The following is a 17,101-nucleotide window of genomic DNA, read 5'->3' as shown; positions in this document are numbered from 1 at the left end:
GCCGGCCGTACGGGCCGCGGACTCAGCCCGCGTTCTCGTAGCGGTAGTCGTAGTACTTCTCACCCGCGACGAGAACGGAGGTGAAATGGACCGGAATTCCGTCCGCATTCCGCGGGACCTCCTGCGAGGTCTGCCGCGTGAAACCGAGCGAGACCCCCGGGACCACCGGATTCTCCGGATTCTCCGCGTCGACCGTCCAGCCGCGCTCCACGGCCCGCGCCAGGAGCTCGTCGGCCGGGACGCGGAACACGTCCTCGCCGTCGAGCAGGACCCGGGTCGAGGTCTCCCGCCCCTCGCCCGGCCACCACAGCTCGACCGCCGTGACGGTGTTCTCCTCCTCCAGGAGCACCTCCACGCCCACCTTGTCGCACTTCGCCGAGATGGTCACCAGGACTCGGTTGGGGCGGGTGCGGACCCGGGGCTCGCCCCAGGGCGACACGGCCGCGACCGCCTCGTCGAGCGTCATCCCGAGCCGCACCGGCCCGACACCGTGCGGGGGTTCGAGCAGCAGGTCCATTCCCCACCCATGCCTTTCTATTTCAGGATGTCGTAGTCAATCGTCCAGCCGCGGTCGGCCAGCATTTTCTGGAATTTGCGGTTGTGTTTGAGGCTCTCGATCATATCGGCGATATGGGTGTCGTACTTGTCGCCGTACAGCTCCCGGATCTCGTTGATGTCCATCATCATCGCCTCGTCCCAGCGCCCCGCGTCGATGAGCGCCCGCTGGTCCGCACGCCACTGGTCGGCCTCCTTGCTGGAGCCGGTGCTCGTCACGCCGCGGTGGTCGTCGTACTCCATGCGGATCGCCGGGCCCATGCCCGCGCCGCCGCTCTTCGTCTTCCGGAAGCCGGCCTGGTCGAGATGGGCGTAGGAGTCCTTCGCCGGGATGTGGTTGATCTCCATGTCGACGTCGGTGCGGCGCGTCCCGTCGTCGTTCTTGAGGTTCGCCGGCTGGAGTCCGCTGTACCAGCCGCCGTCCTCCGTGCACCCCTTGGCGATCAGGCCCTCGGGGTCCATCCGCACGTGCGGGTTGAGCACATAGGCGACCGGGTTGGGCGCCGCGCCGAGGCCGAGCGGGTCGGGGCTGGCGTAGCGGGCGGTCGCCGGGTCGTAGTGGCGGTGCAGGTTGTAGTGGAGGCCCGTCTCCGGGTCGTCGTACTGGCCGGGGAACCGCAGCGGGGTGTACGCGACGGCGTCCCGGTTCCAGGTGGTGTGGCCCCACACGGTGGTCCGGCTGTGCCAGGCGACCTCCCCGTCCTCGCCGACGAGTTCGCTCGGGGTGCCGATGAGGTCCGTGACGATCGCGAAGAAGCGGCTCTCCTCGGTGTCCGTGCGCCGCTCCAGCTGGGCCAGCGGCCGGCGGCCCTCGTAGTCCCAGGTGAGCGCGGTGCCCTGGGCCGAGTCCGTCTGCTCGACGAGCCGGCTGCCGTCCCAGGTGAACCGGACCGACTGCACGACGGTGTGCCCGTCCTCCGCCATCCGGTGCTTGGCCGTGCGCCGGCCCAGCGGGTCGTAGGCGTACGTCCACAGCGTCCCGTCCGGTGTCCGGCAGGCCGTCAGCCGGTCCTCGGCGTCCCAGGTGTAGCGCCAGGTCTCGGGCTTGCGGGAGAGCCGGGTCCGCTGCCGGAGCACCACCCGGCCCGCGGCGTCGTACTCGTAGCGGACCGCGCCGGCCGTCAGGACCCGGGTGCCGCCGTAGCTGCGGGCGCCCCGGCCCTCGTCCCGCAGCGCCCGGTCCGGCCAGTCGGCGTGGGTCTGGTTGCCCATGGAGTCGTAGGAGTAGCGCTCCGACCAGTCGTCCGCGGTCACCTCGGTCGGGCGGCCCACCACGTCGAGACCGAAGAGGGTGACACGGCCGGTCAGCCGGTCCGTCACCTCCTCCGGGCAGCCGTCGGCCCGGTAGGCGTAGCCGCGTGAGCGCAGCTCGCCGCGGGGGCCCGTGAGGGTCTGCCCGGCCAGCCTGCCCGCCGCGTTCCACTCGGAGGCCAGCGTCACGGGCCCGTCGGCCTCGCCGAAGACCCGGCTGAGCTCACGGCCCCTGGCGTCCCGGCCGAAGCGCAGCGCGTGCCCGCCGGTGACCAGCTCGGTGCGCTGCCCTGTGGCGTCGTAGGCGAAGGTCGACACCGCGCCCGTCGGCGTGGTGCGGCGCACCACCCGGCCCGCCGCGTCCCGCTCGTACCGCAGGGTGCGGCCGTCGACGGTCTCGGCGAGGACCCGGCCCAGGGCGTCCCGTTCCAGGGTCAGGGCGGAGTCGGGTGCCGTGACCGCGGTGATCCGCCCGGCGGCGTCGTAGGTGTAGCGCGTGGTCCGGCCCGCGATCTCCTTGGTGAGGAGCCGGCCGCAGACGTCGTACGTGAGGGTGGTGGTGTCGCCGAGCGGGCCGGTGCGGCCGACGAGCCGGCCGCAGGCGTCGTAGGCGTAGCGGACGGTGCGGTCGTCGAAGTCGGTCTCGGCGACCAGCCGGCCGGCGGCGTCGTAGACGTACGTCCAGGTGAGGCCCTGCGGGCCGAGGACCTCGGTGAGCCGGAGCTCGGTGTCGTAGCGGAACGCGTAGCGGGCCCCGTCCGCGCCCGTGCGGGCCGTGAGCAGGTCGAAGTGGCCGTACTCGAAGCGGGTGGTGGCGCCGGTCGCGTCGGTGTGGGAGGCGCAGTTGCCCTCCTCGTCCCAGGTCCAGCTCTCGGTGCTGCCGTCCGGGCCGGTCAGCCGGGAGAGCCAGCCCTCGGGCGTCCACTCCATGGCGGTGACGGCGCCGGTGGGGTCGGTGCCGCGCACCGGGCGGCCGTAGGCGTCCCGGGCGACGGCGTAGCCGTGGCCGAGGGCGTCGGTCGCGGTGAGGGTGACCCCGGCGTCGTCGGTGGTGAAGCGCTCGGTGGCCCCGTCGGGGCCGGTGCGCGCGGTGAGCGCGCCGAAGGCGTCGTGGGTGAAGCGGGTGACCGCGCCGTCCGGGGCGAGGAGTTCGGTGCGGTTGCCGCGCGCGTCGAAGGTCTGGCGCCAGGTCGTGCCGTCCGGTCCGGTGACCGCCACCGGCAGGTGCAGGGCGTCGTAGGCGGTGGTGGCCTCGGTGCCGTCGGGGAAGCGGATACGGGTGAGGTCGGCGTGGTCGTCCCAGGTGAAGTGGGCCTCGTTGCCGAGCGGGTCGGTGCGGGAGAGCAGGTTGTCGTGGCGGTCCCAGCTCCGCAGCACCGTGTTGCCGAGCGGGTCGGTCTCGGCGACGACCTGGCCGAGCTCGTTGAGCCGGACGGCCGCGACGGCCCCGGTGGAGTCGGTGAAGCGGGTGACGCGGTGTCCGGTGGCGGCGTCGGTCTCGTAGGCGAAGCGGGAGGAGAGGAAGCCGTCGGGGCCGACGGTCTCGACGACCCGGCCGGCGGCGTCGTACACGTACCGGTAGACGGCTCCCTTGCGGTTCGTCCAGGAGGTGACGCGGGCCTGGTCGTCGTAGGTGAACCGGAGCGGGCGGCCGGAGCAGTTGGTGACGGTGTCGAGGTTGCCGTAGGGGTCGTACCCGAAGGAGGCGAGGGTTCTGGCCCCCTCCGGGGCGTACAGGGAGAGGCCGGTGACCCGGCCCGCCTCCGGGTCGGTGAGGACGAGGGCGCGGTAGCCGCCCTCGTGGACGACCGAGGAGGGCAGGCCGTCGTCGCCGCGCTGGATGTGGACGACGTTGCCGTGCCGGTCCTCGATCGAGCGGAGCCAGTAGTAGAGCGTGCCGCGGAACGGGTTGCCGGTGTAGTGGCGGGTGAGTCCGGCGTGCGGGTCGCGCAGCGCGTACGTGACCTCGCCGAGCGCGCCCGCGTCGGCGAGCGAGAGCGGCAGCCGGGCCCCCTCGACCGGCCACACCTCGTCGTCCTCGCCCTGCGGGAGCCTCGGGTAGACGAGCACGGAGCCGTCCTCGCGGGCCAGGAGCGCGCCGCCCCGGGGGTCGAGCTCGATGCGTTCGTCGAGGGTGGAGGCCCAGCTGCGGCCGAAGAGCTGGCCGTAGCGGTAGCCGGAGAGATGGGTGCGGCGCAGGATCAGGGGCAGGACGCCGGGCAGGGCCAGGTCGGTCTGGGCGAGGATCATCTCGCCGGAGGCGATGTCGACCGGGTCGGTCGCGCAGCGGCGGGTGTTGACGGGGGTGCCCTTGCCCCGGGGATCGTCCTTCGCGTCCTTCATCGAGTCGGGCTTCACGGCGGACGGGCCGCGCTTGTCGTTCGGGCCGCCGCCGGGGCCCTTGCCGTCGCCGTCCCCGTGCTTGCGGCGCTCGTTGGCGAGACGGACGCGCACGTCGTCGTCGTGGTTCTTGTGGTCGACGGAGATCTGCTTGACGGCCTTGGGGAGCGTCTTGCCGACGTGGTCCCCCATGGTCGTGGCGGACTTGGCGAGGGCGTCCATCGCCTTGTCGAGGACCGGGTCGAGGGCCTGGGCGATGGAGTCACGGCCACGGGTGCGGCCGTGGTGCGACCGGGCCTTGGTGAGCTTCCCGCTGGTCTTGCCGTGGATGGCGACGCTGACGCCGTTGAGCTGGGTGCCGGCGTGGTCGTGCTCGGCATGGTCGATGGAGAAGCCCTTGCCGCCGCCGGGGCCGCCGCCCGAACCACCCGCGGAGGCGAGTTTCAGGGCGTCCTTGGAGGACTGCACGCCGTCCTTGAAGCCGTCCGCGCCCGCCTGCTTGGCCTGGTCGAGGTTGACCCCGTCCTGGAGGCCGAGGGCGGTGGCGCCGAGCTGGACGACGAGATCGGCGGCGAGGTTCTCCAGGGCGGCGACGGCCGGCTCGGTCATCGCCGAGACGATGTAGGAGACCGCCTCCTCCATGCACTCCTTGATGAGGCGCTTGACCACTTCCTGGGTGGCCCGCATCGCGCCCGCGCCGATCAGCGCGGAGAGCCCGCCGGTGACCGGGATGAGGGAGAGGGCGATACCGGCTTCCGAGGCCAGATAGCCGAGTTGGACGAGGGCCGCGCCCTTCATGACCTCGACGGCCACCGCGGCCGCGTCGACACCGTCGGCGATGGTGCGCGCCGCCGAGGCGATGTCCTTGATGTGCTTGTCCTTGACTTTGCCCCAGTGACCGTTGAGGGCGTCGAGGGCCTCGCCGTGCCCGGAGGAGAGCAGCCGCTGCACATGGTTGTTGGCGAGCTGTCCGTCGTCCTCCAGGTCGTCGGCGAATTCCCGCAGGGCATCCGCCATGTCCCGGTAGGCGTCCTCGTCCACATTGGGCCAGGCCACGCCTATGAGGTCGAGGAGCGTGTCCGCCCAGCCGGGCACCGTGACCGCCATGCTTCCCCCTGTGCGTCTTGTTCGCGAACCGGAACAGCCCTACCAGGCTTGCAAACAAGGACGCAAAAAAACATCCGGCGGTGGCAGGGGCCACCGCCGGATGTTTCACGTGAAACAGGCGAACCCACGCACTACGCCCAGGTGATGAGCCTCTTCGGGTTCTCCAGGATCGCGGCGACGTCCGCGAGGAACTTGGAGCCGAGCTCGCCGTCGACCAGGCGGTGGTCGAAGGAGAGGGCCAGCGTGGTGACCTGACGCGGCTTCACCTTGCCCTTGTGGACCCACGGCTGGAGCTTGATCGCACCGACCGCGAGGATCGCGGACTCGCCGGGGTTCAGGATCGGCGTACCGGTGTCGACGCCGAAGACGCCGACGTTGGTGATGGTGAAGGTGCCGCCCTGCATCGCCGCCGGGGTCGTCTTGCCCTCGCGGGCGGTGGCGACGAGCTCGCTCAGGGACTTCGAGAGCTCGGGCAGGGTCTGGGCGTGCGCGTCCTTGATGTTCGGCACGATCAGACCGCGCGGGGTGGCCGCGGCGATGCCCAGGTTCACGTAGTGCTTGAGGACGATCTCCTGCGCCGCCTCGTCCCAGGCCGCGTTGATGTCCGGGTTGCGCTTGGCCGCGACCAGGACGGCCTTGGCGATGAGGAGGAGCGGGTTGACCCGCAGGCCCGCCATGTCCTTGTCGGACTTGAGCTCCTCGACCAGCTTCATCGTGCGCGTGATGTCGAAGGTCACGAACTCGGTGACGTGCGGCGCGGTGAAGGCCGAGCCGACCATCGCCGCCGCCGTGGCCTTCCGTACGCCCTTGATGGGGATACGGGTCTCCCGGGCGTCCGCCGAGACGGCGGGCGCCGGGGCGGGCACGGCCGCGGCGACCGGAGCCGGGGCCACGGCGACCGGAGCCGCCTCCACGACCGGCGCGGGAGCGGCCGCGCGGTGGACGTCCTCGCGGGTGATGATCCCGTCCGGGCCGGTCGGGGTGACCGACGCCAGGTCGACGCCGAGGTCCTTGGCGAGCTTGCGCACCGGCGGCTTGGCCAGCGGGCGGGCGGCCGCGGGGGCGTGACCGTTCAGCTGCTCGGGGACCGACGGTACGGAGACGGGCGCGGCGGCCGTCGCCTTGCGGGCCCGGCGCTTGGTGGAGCTCGCGGCCACGCCGTAGCCGACGAGGACCGGCTGGCGGCCCTCCGGCGCGGGCTCCTCGGCCACGGGGGCCTCGACAACGGCCGGAGCCGGAGCCGCCGGCGCCTCGGGCGCGGCGGCGCCGCCGACGTTCACCGAGATGATGACCTGGCCGACGTCGACCGTGGTGCCCTCGGGGAACAGCAGCTCGTGGACCGTGCCGTCGAAGGGGATCGGCAGCTCGACGGCGGCCTTGGCCGTCTCGACCTCGCAGACGACCTGCCCGTCGGTGACGGTGTCACCGGGCTGGACGTACCACTTGAGGATCTCGGCCTCGGTCAGGCCCTCGCCCACGTCGGGCATCTTGAATTCGCGGATCGTCATCGTGCTCTCCTCAGTACGCCAGCGAGCGGTCGACGGCGTCGAGCACGCGGTCCAGGCCCGGCAGGTACTCCTCCTCCAGGCGCGCCGGCGGGTACGGCGCGTGGTAGCCGCCGACCCGCAGGACGGGGGCCTCCAGGTGGTAGAAGCAGCGCTCGGTGATCCGGGCGGCGATCTCCGCGCCGGAGCCGAAGAACACCGGGGCCTCGTGGACGACCACCAGGCGGCGGGTCTTCTCGACCGAGGCCTGGATGGTGTCGAAGTCGAGCGGCGAGATCGAGCGCAGGTCCACGACCTCGATCGACTTGCCCTCCTCGGCCGCGGCGGCGGCCACCTCCAGGCAGGTCTTCACCATCGGGCCGTAGGCGACGAGGGTGAGGTCCGTGCCCTCGCGGGCGACGCGGGCCTTGTGCAGCTCGCCGGGGATGGCCTCGGTGTCGACCTCGCCCTTGTCCCAGTAGCGGCGCTTGGGCTCGAAGAAGATGACCGGGTCGTCGCTCTGGATCGCCTGCTGGAGCATCCAGTAGGCGTCGGAGGAGTTCGCCGGGGTGACGACCTTGAGGCCCGCGACGTGCGCGAAGAGCGACTCGGGGGACTCGGAGTGGTGCTCGACGGCGCCGATGCCGCCGCCGTACGGGATGCGGATGACGATCGGCATCTTCACGGTGCCGAGCGAACGGGCCCGCATCTTCGCCAGCTGGGTGACGATCTGGTCGTACGCCGGGAAGACGAAGCCGTCGAACTGGATCTCGACGACCGGCCGGTAGCCGCGCAGGGCGAGGCCGATCGCGGTGCCGACGATGCCGGACTCGGCGAGCGGGGTGTCGACCACCCGGTCCTCGCCGAAGTCCTTCTGCAGACCGTCGGTGATCCGGAAGACACCGCCGAGCTTGCCGACGTCCAGGCCCATGATGACGACCTTGGGGTCGGTCTCCAGGGCCTTGCGCAGGGACTCGTTGAGCGCCTTCGCCAGGGGAAGCTTCTGAACAGCCATGATTACTCGGCCTCTCCGCCCTCGAAGGACGCCTGGTAGGCGGCGTACTGCGCGCGCTCCTCGTCGACGAGCGCGTGCCCGTCCGCGTACACGTTGTCGAACATCGCCATGTGGTCCGGGACGGGCATGGCGCGGACGACCTCGCGGACGTGCTTGCCGAGAGCCTCGCTCTCCGCCTCCAGCTCCTCGAAGAAGGCCGCGTCGGCGTGGCCCTCGTTCTCCAGGTACGCCTTGAGACGCAGGATCGGGTCCTTGGCCTCCCAGGCCTCGCGCTCCGCGTCGCGGCGGTAGCGCGTCGGGTCGTCGGAGGTGGTGTGGGCGGCCATGCGGTACGTGAACGCCTCGATGAGGGTCGGTCCCTCGCCGCGGCGGGCGCGCTCCAGGGCGGAGCGGGTCACGGCCAGGCAGGCCAGGACGTCGTTGCCGTCGACGCGGACGCCGGGGAAGCCGAAGCCGCGGGCACGCTGGTAGAGCGGGACGCGGGTCTGCTTCTCGATGGGCTCGGAGATCGCCCACTGGTTGTTCTGGCAGAAGAAGACGACCGGGGCGTTGTAGACCGCGGAGAACACGAACGACTCGTTGACGTCGCCCTGGCTGGAGGCGCCGTCGCCGAAGTACGCGAGCACGGCGGAGTCCGCGCCGTCCTTGGCGATGCCCATGGCATAGCCGGTGGCGTGCAGGGTCTGCGAGCCGAGGACGATCGTGTACAGGTGGAAATTGTTGCTGTTGGGATCCCAGCCGCCGTTGTTCACGCCGCGGAACATTCCCAGCAGATTCGTCGGGTCGACCCCGCGGCACCAGGCGACGCCGTGCTCGCGATAGGTCGGGAAGACGTAGTCGTCGTCGCGCAGAGCCCGGCCGGAACCGATCTGTGCGGCCTCCTGGCCGAGCAGCGAGGCCCACAGGCCCAGCTCGCCCTGACGCTGCAGGGCGGTCGCCTCGGCGTCGAAGCGGCGGGTGAGGACCATGTCGCGGTAGAGACCGCGCAGCTCCTCGGCGCTCAGGTCGATGTCGTACTCGGGGTGCTGAACGCGCTCCCCCTCGGGCGTCAGCAGCTGAACGAGCTCGGGCTCCGTGGCCGTGGTGGCCGTCGCCTTCTTGGTGGTGCTCGTGCTCGCGCTTGCGGTGCGCTTGGTGCCGCTGCTGCGTCGCGTCGTCTTGCGCGCGGCAGTGCTCTCCACGGTCACGTGCGTGCTCCTCCGTCGGTCCGGCCTCCGGGTTCGCCGGTGAGGCCAGTGCGGCTCCGCCTTGTCCGTACCTTCGCACGGGGTGGGTGCGACGCGGCCGGAGTCGGGCGTGACAGGTGCCCCGGCGAGCGCCGTCATAGGCACGTTACCCATTACGCGGCATTCCCGCGAAACCCCACTTGACCTGCGATTTTGCTTGGATTTCCAAGTAAATCGAGAAATGGGGGAAGCGCTGCTGGTCAGCGCATGGACAACGGCCCGACGCCGTCGTCGGAACACCCGGCACGTTATCCCGCGCACCCCGGGCGCCGGAAGACCCAATATGTGAGACTGACTGCGTGCGCGAAGAAGGAAAAATCCGGGTATTTCTGCTGGACGACCATGAAGTCGTCCGGCGCGGCGTCCACGAGCTGCTCTCCGTGGAGGACGACATCGAGGTGGTCGGCGAGGCCGGGACGGCGGCGGACGCGCTGGTCAGGATCCCCGCGACCCGCCCGGACGTCGCCGTGCTCGACGTGCGCCTGCCGGACGGCAGCGGGGTGGAGGTGTGCCGGGAGATCCGCTCGCAGGACGAGTCGATCAAGTGCCTGATGCTGACCTCGTACGCGGACGACGAGGCGCTCTTCGACGCGATCATGGCCGGGGCCTCGGGTTATGTCCTCAAGGCCATCCGGGGCAACGAACTCCTCAACGCCGTGCGGGACGTGGCGGCCGGCAAGTCCCTGCTCGACCCGGTGGCAACCGCCCGGGTCCTGGAGCGGCTGCGCGACGGCAACAACCCGAAGAGCGACGACAAGCTCGCCAACCTGACGGAGCAGGAGCGGAAGATCCTGGACCTGATCGGCGAGGGCCTGACCAACCGGGTCATCGGCGAGCGCCTCCACCTCGCGGAGAAGACCATCAAGAACTATGTCTCCAGCCTGCTGTCGAAGCTGGGCATGGAGCGGCGTTCGCAGGCCGCGGCGTACGTGGCGCGGCTCCAGGCCGAGCGTCGCTGAGGAGCACCCGGCCCCGGTCCCACCCGTACGGGCCAGGCCGGGGTCGACGGCCCGGTTTCGGGACCTACGTCCCCGCCGAACCGGGGCAGGGGCCCCTTTTCCGACACGGTGCCGGTGGCGGAGAGTGGAAACCATGTCCACCGACGAGATCCGCGCCATCGAGTTGCTCAGCCGTGTGTCGTACGGCCGGGTGGCGACGAGCATGCGGGCGATGCCGTTCGTCGCCCCCGCCCGCCACATCGTGTCCGACGGCCGCGTCCTGCTCCGGATGCACCGCGGCCTCGGCTACCACCGCGCGTGCAACGGCAGCGTCGTCGCGTACGGCGCGGACAACTTCGACTCCGGCGCCGAGCGCATCTGGTCCGTGCAGTTCACCGGCACCGCGGAGATCGTCGAGCCGACGGAGGAGGAGACGGCGGCCTTCGGGCCCGAGCCGGTGCGGGTGGACGGCGAGCCCTTCACTCCGGTGTTCATGCGTATCGAACCGCAGTTCGTGACGGTCCACGAGCTCGACTACAGCGGCCAGGCCTCCAGCGGCCACGGCTCCGGCGGGCACGGCTCCAGTCGCGACGGCTCCGGTGACCGGGACTCCGGCAGCCACGGCTCCGACGGGCACGACTCCAGCCGCCACGACTCCGGCGCCCACGACTCCGGCCGCCACGGCTCCGGCGCCCACGACTCCAGCCGCCACGGCTCCGGCGGCCACGCCTCCGACGGGCACGACTCCAGCCGCCACGACTCCGGTGGCCACGGCTCCGGTGGCCGGGACTCCAGCCGCCACGGCTCCGACGGCCAGGAGTCCAGCCGCCACGGCTCCGACGCCCACGACTCCGGCGGCCGCGCGGAGACCGGGGCGCACGCCGAGAGCCCCGCCGGAGCACCCACCCAGGCCCGTTCCGCGGAGCGGCCCCTCCACCACGCAGCGTGATCTAACATCTGCGGAGTGCCGCGCTCATCTGTATCCTTAGCTCCGCCCGTAGGCCCTCTCCTGCGCCGCTACCGGGACGTCGGCGAGCCCCTCTCCTGCGTCCCCGTGACCGAGGGCCTGCTCAATCGCGGCTACCGGCTCTCCACCACCCGCGGCTCCTACTTCCTCAAGCAGCACCTGGACGCCCCCACCTCCGACCGGGCCACCATCACCCGCCAGCACCGGGCCACCCAGCGCCTGCACGCCCTCGGCCTGCCCGTGGCCCCGCCGCTCCCCGACAGCCGGGGCCGCACGGTCGCGCTCGTCGGCGGCCACTGCTACGCCCTGCACCCCTGGGTCGACGGCCGCCACCGCGACGGCGCCCAGCTCTCCACCGGCTGCTCCCGGCGGCTCGGCACCCTCCTCGGCCGCGTCCACACCTGTCTGGAGCAGGTCATGGAGTCTCCGCCGCCGGGCGGCGAGCACGAGAGCGCCCACCCCGAGGACACCTTCCGGGCCATCGAGGAACTGCTCCGCCTCGCCCGCGCGCACCGCCCCCGCGACAGCTTCGACGCGCTCGCCGAGCACCGGCTCAGGGAGCGGCGCCGGCTGCTCGCCCAGCACGCCCACCACCGGCCGCCGCCCGCGTCCGCCGCCGGCTGGGTGCACGGCGACTTCCATCCGCTGAACCTGCTGTACCGGGGCGCGGAACCCGCCGCGATCGTCGACTGGGACCGGCTCGGGGTCCGCCCCAGGGCCGAGGAGGCGGTCAGGGCCGCCGCGATCTTCTTCGTACGGCCGGAGGGGGAGCTGGCCCTGGAGAAGGTGCGGGCGTACGCGCGCGCGTACCGGCGGGCGACGGGCGCGGACGGCGCCGAGCTGGCGGCGGCGGCGCACCGGGTGTGGTGGGAGCGGCTCAACGACTTCTGGACCCTGCGCTGGCGCTACCAGCTGCACGACCGCAGGGCCGACCCGCAGTTTCCCGCGGTGTCGGCCCTGGCGGTGTGGTGGACGCGTGAGTACGCGGCGGTCCGCGACGCCTTCGCCGGCTGAGCACGCCGGCGGGGCGTCACGGGGGTCAGCCGGTCTCGGCGCCCGTGCCCGTCGTCGGGGTGTCCGGGTTGCCGTTGCCGCCGGAGGTGTCGTCGGTCGGCTCGCCCGTCGGCTCCGTCGGGTTGTCCGTCGGCGGCGCGGTCGTCTTCGTCGGCGGGGTCGTCTGCTGGGTCGGCGGCGCGGTCGTCGGCTGCGTCGGCGGCTCGGTCGTCGGCGTGCCCGTGGGCTCGGTCGGCGCCTCCGTCGTCGGCGGGTTCCACGTGTCCTGGGTCGAGCCGCCGGTCGACGTGCCCGGCTCCTCGGTGCTCTCCTGGGAGGGCTCCTCCGTGGCCGTGGGCTCCTCGGAGGCCGTCGACGGCGAGTTGCTGATGCTCGTCGGCGGGTTCACCGTGCCGCCGGAGTCCTTCGCCTTGTCGATCGCGTACACGACGCCGGCGACGACCGCGATCAGCGCGAGCGCGGCGAAGAGCCACACCTTGCCCCGGCCGCCCTTGCCGCCGTTGCCTCCGCCGTAGCCGCCGGTGCCGCCCGTGCCGCCGTCGTACCCGCCGTAACCGCCGTCGTCGGGGTTCATCGGCGGGAGGATCGGGCCCTGCGCGGTCTCGCCGTGCATCGGGTGGCCCATCGCGGTCGTCGCGGCCATGCCGCCGCCCGGGGTGTGCCCGCCCTCGTAGATCTCGACCGGCCCGGTGTTCCACGTGCCGATGTGGCCGCCCTGCTGCTGGAGCATCTGCAGGCCGTACTGGATGAGCCCGCGCATCTCCTCGGCGCTCTGGAACCGGTCGTCCGGGTCCTTCGCGAGGGAGCGCATCACCAGGCCGTCGAGCTCCGGCGGCACGGAGCCCGTCACCTCGGACGGCGGGACCGGCGCGTCCTGCACGTGCTGGTAGACGACGGACAGCGGGGTCTCGCCGGTGAAGGGGGGACGCAGCGCGAGGAGCTCGTAGAGCAGGCAGCCCGTCGCGTAGAGGTCGGAGCGGTGGTCGACCGCCTTGCCGAGGGCCTGCTCGGGGGAGAGGTACTGCGGCGTGCCCATGACCATGCCGGTCTGGGTCATCGTCGACTGCGCGCCGTGCAGGGCGCGCGCGATGCCGAAGTCCATGACCTTCACCGCACCCGTGTGCGTGATGATCACGTTCGCCGGCTTGATGTCGCGGTGCACGATTCCGTGCTGGTGCGAGTAGGCCAGCGCCTCCAGGACCCCGGAGACGATGATGAGCGCCTGCTCGGGACCGGGCGCCTCGGCGCTGAGCAGCAGGTCGCGGATGGTGCGGCCCTCGACCAGCTCCATCACGATGTACGGCACGGGCCGGCCGCCCACGAGGTCCTCGCCGGAGTCGTACACGGCGACGATCGCGTGGTGGTTGAGCCCGGCGACGGACTGCGCCTCACGGGTGAAGCGGGCCTTGGAGACCGGGTCCTCGGCGAGGTCCGCGCGCAGCAGCTTGACGGCCACGGTGCGGCCGAGCCGTACGTCCTCGGCGGCGAAGACCTCCGCCATGCCGCCCCGGCCCAGACGGTGCGTCAGGCGGTACCGGCCGTCGCCGACGACTCCGCCCTCGCCCCAGGATTCCGCCGACGCGTCCGGCACACCGTTACCTGCTCCGGATTCGGGTGCCATCAGTCCTCGCCGTCGTCTGTCGTGCCGTGTCCAGTCGTCACGCTACAGGCTCCGTACGACACCACGGTCCGAGATGGACCGGCCATCCAACCCCCTCGACGTACACCTGTGCAAATTCGACGCGTTTCCCCCGAGAGCGCGGAAACGCTTCGGCGAACCTTCCTGTGCGGAGGGTCACGGAACGGGTACCGAACCGGTGCCCGGCTTGACGTGTCACTGCCCTACGGCAGACTTGCGCCAGGAAATTCCGGATCAACGCCGCCACGCGCGCGTAGGGGGAAGCACAGATGAGCCAGGACGGCGCACAGGGCCGCTATGCGGGCGGTTCGGTCGCGGGCGGCCGGTACCAGCTGCGTGACCTGCTCGGCGAGGGCGGCATGGCGTCGGTGTACCTGGCGTACGACAGCGCCCTCGACCGCCAGGTCGCCATCAAGACGCTGCACACGGAGCTCGGCCGGGAGCAGTCCTTCCGCGAGCGGTTCCGGCGCGAGGCGCAGGCCGTCGCGAAGCTGTCGCACACGAACATCGTCTCGGTCTTCGACACCGGCGAGGACACCCTCGACGGCGCCGTCATGCCGTACATCGTCATGGAGTACGTGGAGGGGCAGCCGCTCGGCTCGGTCCTCGCCGCCGACGTCCAGCAGTACGGCGCGATGCCCGCCGACAAGGCGCTCAAGGTCACGGCCGACGTCCTCGCGGCCCTCGAGGTCAGCCACGAGATGGGCCTGGTCCACCGCGACATCAAGCCGGGCAACGTCATGACGACCAAGCGCGGCGTGGTCAAGGTCATGGACTTCGGCATCGCGCGCGCCATGCAGTCCGGGGTCACCTCGATGACGCAGACCGGCATGGTCGTCGGCACCCCCCAGTACCTCTCCCCCGAGCAGGCCCTCGGCCGCGCGGTGGACGCCCGCTCCGACCTTTATTCGGTCGGGATCATGCTCTTCCAGCTGCTGACGGGCCGGCTGCCCTTCGACGCCGACTCGCCGCTCGCCATCGCCTACGCGCACGTGCAGGAGGAGCCGGTCGCCCCGTCCTCCGTCAACCGCTCGGTGACGCCGGCGATGGACGCGCTCGTCGCCCGCGCGCTGCGGAAGAACCCGAACGAGCGGTTCCCGAGCGCGGCCGCGATGCGCGACGAGTGCCTGCGGGTCCTCTCGGCCGGCCAGACCGGCGCCCCGGTGATCGTCCCGGGCGGTCCGGTCAGCAGCGGTGCGGGCGTCGGCTCGGCGGTCTTCCCGCCCGTCGGCCAGACCCCGCCGCCGACCCCGCACCCCGGCGTGCAGCAGCCGTACCTGCCGCCGACGCCGCAGCCCGGCCCGTACGGCCCCGCGACCCCCGCGCCCGCCCCGGCCTACGGCTACCCGCAGCAGGCGCCGACGCCCGCGCCGTACGCCCCGACCCCGGCCCCCGCGCCGTACGCGCCCACGCCGGCGCCCATGCCCGGATCCGCCACGGTCGCGGGCGGCTCCGGCTCGTCCGGCTCCGGCTCCCGGCGGAACACCCCGGTGATCGTCGGCGCGATCGCCGTCGCGCTGCTCGCGATCGGCGGCCTGCTCGTCGCGCTCAACCTGAACAAGGACGAGCAGGACCCGCAGGCGGGCGGCACGGGTGGCTCGGAGACCCAGCAGAGCGAGTCGGCGGCGCCCGGCCACAAGGGCCCCGACCTGACCAAGACGATCGACCCGAAGAAGTGCACGCAGCCTTCGGAGTCGAGCGACGACCCGGCCAAGTTCGAGGCCCCGAACTTCACCTACAAGAACATCCAGTCGGTGAAGGACTGCGTCCAGGCGGCCGGGTGGAAGATCATGACCCAGACCCCGGTGGACGAGGCCACGTACGGCGAGGGCACGGTCCTGGAGCAGTACCCGCCGGCCGGTGAGGACATCACGGACGAGGACGCCGAGTTCACCCTCAAGATCTCGACGGGCAACCCGCCGCAGTAGCCGCGAGGGCCGCCGTACGCCCCCTGCCCCCGTCCCGGATGCCGGAATTGTCCCGACATGTTTACGCTGTGTTGAACACCTCGGCGGCTCGGCACGGGAGGGGGTCACCCGGTGACTCCAGCACTCCGCAAGGCACGCGCGCGGGCCCTCCGCCCGGCGCTCACCTGCGCGTTCACCTGCGCTTGCGCCCTGTACGCCGCGCCCGTCGGGTACGGCGTACAGGCCCCCGGCACCTCGATGGGCAGCACCGCCACGACTCCGGTGGCGACCGCGTCCTCGTCGGCCGCGTCGCCGGACGGCCCCTCCGCGACCGCCTCCCCCTCCGCCTCCCCGGGCGCTTCCACGGGGGGCACCCCCGCCCCCGCCTCCCCCGCTCCCGCACCCACCGGCACCGGGGTGCCGTCCGCCCCGCCCGGGCCGAGCGCCGAACCGTCCGACGCGCCCACCCCCAGTGCTTCCGCCTCCCTCGCGGGGCGACCCGCCGGCGAGGGGCGGACCCGCCCCGGGCGCGGCGAGTCCGCGGCGCCCTCCGCGACCGCATCGGCACCGTCGCCCGGCCCCTCTCGTACCGAAACCGCTACAAGCTCGCGCGGGCGCAAGACCGTCGAGGAGGCCGGCGAGCCGGTACGCGAGGAGGACCCGGTGCTGCCCGATGCGGCGCCCGCCAGCCTGCCCGCCGGAGGCCCCGGACTCGCCGCCGATGCCGCGCCCACCCTCGTCGACCAGCGGATTCCCGTCCTCACCCTGGGCGTGGGGCTCGCCCTGATGGGGCTCGGCATCGGCTTCCTCGGGCTCCGGATGCGCCGCCGCTGAGCCCGCCGGGGCCGCCGGGTCCCCCTTGAGTCGGACCTCCCGCCTCCCTCCGAGGACGGTTGTCCGCCGCGACATACCCGGTATACATACTGAGTATGTCGATCCGCCACGGGCTCCTCGCCCTCCTCGAACGCGGCCCTCGCTACGGCTCCCAGCTCCGTACGGAGTTCGAGTCCCGCACCGGCTCCACCTGGCCGCTCAACGTCGGCCAGGTCTACACGACCCTCAACCGCCTCGAACGAGACGGCATGGTCGCCCAGGGCGGCGAGGACGAGGCCGGGCACACGCTCTACGCGATCACCGACAGCGGCCGCGCCGAGCTCAGGACCTGGTTCGAGAAGCCGGTGGACCGCACCAGCCCCGCCCGCGACGAGCTGGCCATCAAGCTCGCCATGGCCGTGGGCGCGCCCGGCGTCGACATCCGCGACGTCATCCAGTCCCAGCGCCGGCACACCGTGAAGGCCATGCAGGACTACACCCGGCTCAAGGCGCAGGCCCTGCTCGCCGTCGAGGGCGGCGGCGGGGCCGGGGCGCGGGACGACGTGGCCTGGCTGCTCGTCCTGGAGCAGCTGATCTTCCAGACCGAGGCGGAGGCCCGCTGGCTGGACCACTGCGAGTCCCGGCTGATCCGCCTGTCGGCAACGGCCGCCGCATCGGCTTCGGCCACCCCGAGCGGCCCGGCCGCCACGGCCGCCCCGTCGGCTTCGACCACCCCGAACACCCCGACTGCCACGGCCGCCCCGTCCGCCCCGGGCACTTCGGCCTCGTAGCGCACTTCGACCACCGGTACGCCCGGGGCGCGCCGCCCGCACGCCCGCGCCCCT

The 17,101-nt window shown here is 72.4% G+C and carries 12 protein-coding genes and 1 pseudogene; 6 read left to right on the top strand and 7 right to left on the bottom strand.

Annotated features, from left to right (window positions below):
- Positions 1-22 precede the first annotated feature (22 nt).
- From ACF07V_RS30250 to pdhA, 5 genes are all read right to left on the bottom strand, one after another.
- Positions 23-517 (bottom strand): hypothetical protein, encoded by a 495-nt coding sequence (locus tag ACF07V_RS30250; RefSeq protein ID WP_392158854.1) that lies wholly within the window; start codon positions 515-517, stop codon positions 23-25.
- A gap of 17 nt (positions 518-534) precedes the next feature.
- Complete coding sequence (locus ACF07V_RS30245) at positions 535-5,253, bottom strand: DUF6531 domain-containing protein (protein WP_392158853.1); 4,719 nt, start codon at positions 5,251-5,253, stop codon at positions 535-537.
- A gap of 131 nt (positions 5,254-5,384) precedes the next feature.
- A complete protein-coding gene (locus tag ACF07V_RS30240) occupies positions 5,385-6,761 on the bottom strand; it encodes a dihydrolipoamide acetyltransferase family protein (protein WP_392158852.1) in 1,377 nt (458 codons plus the stop codon).
- A 10-nt stretch (positions 6,762-6,771) separates the two neighbouring features.
- Positions 6,772-7,752 carry an alpha-ketoacid dehydrogenase subunit beta gene (locus ACF07V_RS30235; protein WP_392158851.1) on the bottom strand — a complete coding sequence of 327 codons (981 nt, stop codon included), beginning with the start codon at positions 7,750-7,752 and terminating at the stop codon, positions 6,772-6,774.
- A gap of 2 nt (positions 7,753-7,754) precedes the next feature.
- Positions 7,755-8,939, bottom strand: coding sequence for a pyruvate dehydrogenase (acetyl-transferring) E1 component subunit alpha (pdhA, locus tag ACF07V_RS30230; protein WP_392158850.1), 1,185 nt, complete (start codon positions 8,937-8,939; stop codon positions 7,755-7,757).
- Positions 8,940-9,277: 338 nt separating this feature from the next.
- Here pdhA and ACF07V_RS30225 point away from each other — a divergent pair, with 338 nt between their 5' ends.
- From ACF07V_RS30225 to ACF07V_RS30215, 3 genes and pseudogenes are all read left to right on the top strand, one after another.
- Entirely contained in the window at positions 9,278-9,937 is a 660-nt protein-coding gene (locus tag ACF07V_RS30225; protein WP_392158849.1) for a response regulator, read from the top strand.
- Positions 9,938-10,070: 133 nt separating this feature from the next.
- Positions 10,071-10,463, top strand: a pseudogene (locus ACF07V_RS30220) (pyridoxamine 5'-phosphate oxidase family protein); the annotation flags it as partial.
- A gap of 417 nt (positions 10,464-10,880) precedes the next feature.
- A complete protein-coding gene (locus ACF07V_RS30215; RefSeq protein WP_392158848.1) occupies positions 10,881-11,897 on the top strand; it encodes a phosphotransferase in 1,017 nt (338 codons plus the stop codon).
- 25 nt (positions 11,898-11,922) lie between these two features.
- Here the strand turns inward: ACF07V_RS30215 and ACF07V_RS30210 are convergent, their stop codons facing one another.
- Positions 11,923-13,518, bottom strand: coding sequence for a protein kinase (locus tag ACF07V_RS30210; RefSeq protein ID WP_392158847.1), 1,596 nt, complete (start codon positions 13,516-13,518; stop codon positions 11,923-11,925).
- Between the two features lie 287 nt (positions 13,519-13,805).
- On the opposite strand from ACF07V_RS30210, the gene ACF07V_RS30205 reads away from it, so the two are divergent.
- Positions 13,806-15,464: a protein kinase gene (locus ACF07V_RS30205; protein WP_392158846.1), complete on the top strand. Its 1,659-nt coding sequence runs from the start codon at positions 13,806-13,808 to the stop codon at positions 15,462-15,464.
- Between the two features lie 104 nt (positions 15,465-15,568).
- Here the strand turns inward: ACF07V_RS30205 and ACF07V_RS30200 are convergent, their stop codons facing one another.
- Positions 15,569-15,808, bottom strand: a complete 240-nt coding sequence (locus tag ACF07V_RS30200; protein WP_392158845.1) for a hypothetical protein — start codon at positions 15,806-15,808, stop codon at positions 15,569-15,571.
- Positions 15,809-16,106: 298 nt separating this feature from the next.
- Here ACF07V_RS30200 and ACF07V_RS30195 point away from each other — a divergent pair, with 298 nt between their 5' ends.
- A complete protein-coding gene (locus ACF07V_RS30195; RefSeq protein ID WP_392158844.1) occupies positions 16,107-16,277 on the top strand; it encodes a hypothetical protein in 171 nt (56 codons plus the stop codon).
- A 95-nt stretch (positions 16,278-16,372) separates the two neighbouring features.
- Entirely contained in the window at positions 16,373-17,047 is a 675-nt protein-coding gene (locus ACF07V_RS30190; protein ID WP_392158843.1) for a PadR family transcriptional regulator, read from the top strand.
- Positions 17,048-17,101: the final 54 nt, after the last annotated feature.

Source organism: Streptomyces sp. NPDC015661 (assembly GCF_043077765.1).
Taxonomy (GTDB): Bacteria; Actinomycetota; Actinomycetes; order Streptomycetales; family Streptomycetaceae; genus Streptomyces.
This window is presented reverse-complemented; position numbering and strand designations above follow the sequence as displayed.

Excerpts from the sequence above, each read along its gene's own strand:
- ACF07V_RS30250 (WP_392158854.1), bottom strand. The coding sequence starts at position 517 with ATGGACCTGCTGCTCGAACCCCCGCACGGTGTCGGGCCGGTGCGGCTC.
- ACF07V_RS30245 (WP_392158853.1), bottom strand. The coding sequence starts at position 5,253 with ATGGCGGTCACGGTGCCCGGCTGGGCGGACACGCTCCTCGACCTCATA.
- ACF07V_RS30240 (WP_392158852.1), bottom strand. The coding sequence starts at position 6,761 with ATGACGATCCGCGAATTCAAGATGCCCGACGTGGGCGAGGGCCTGACC.
- ACF07V_RS30235 (WP_392158851.1), bottom strand. The coding sequence starts at position 7,752 with ATGGCTGTTCAGAAGCTTCCCCTGGCGAAGGCGCTCAACGAGTCCCTG.
- ACF07V_RS30210 (WP_392158847.1), bottom strand. The coding sequence starts at position 13,518 with ATGGCACCCGAATCCGGAGCAGGTAACGGTGTGCCGGACGCGTCGGCG.
- ACF07V_RS30205 (WP_392158846.1), top strand. The coding sequence starts at position 13,806 with ATGAGCCAGGACGGCGCACAGGGCCGCTATGCGGGCGGTTCGGTCGCG.
- ACF07V_RS30190 (WP_392158843.1), top strand. The coding sequence starts at position 16,373 with ATGTCGATCCGCCACGGGCTCCTCGCCCTCCTCGAACGCGGCCCTCGC.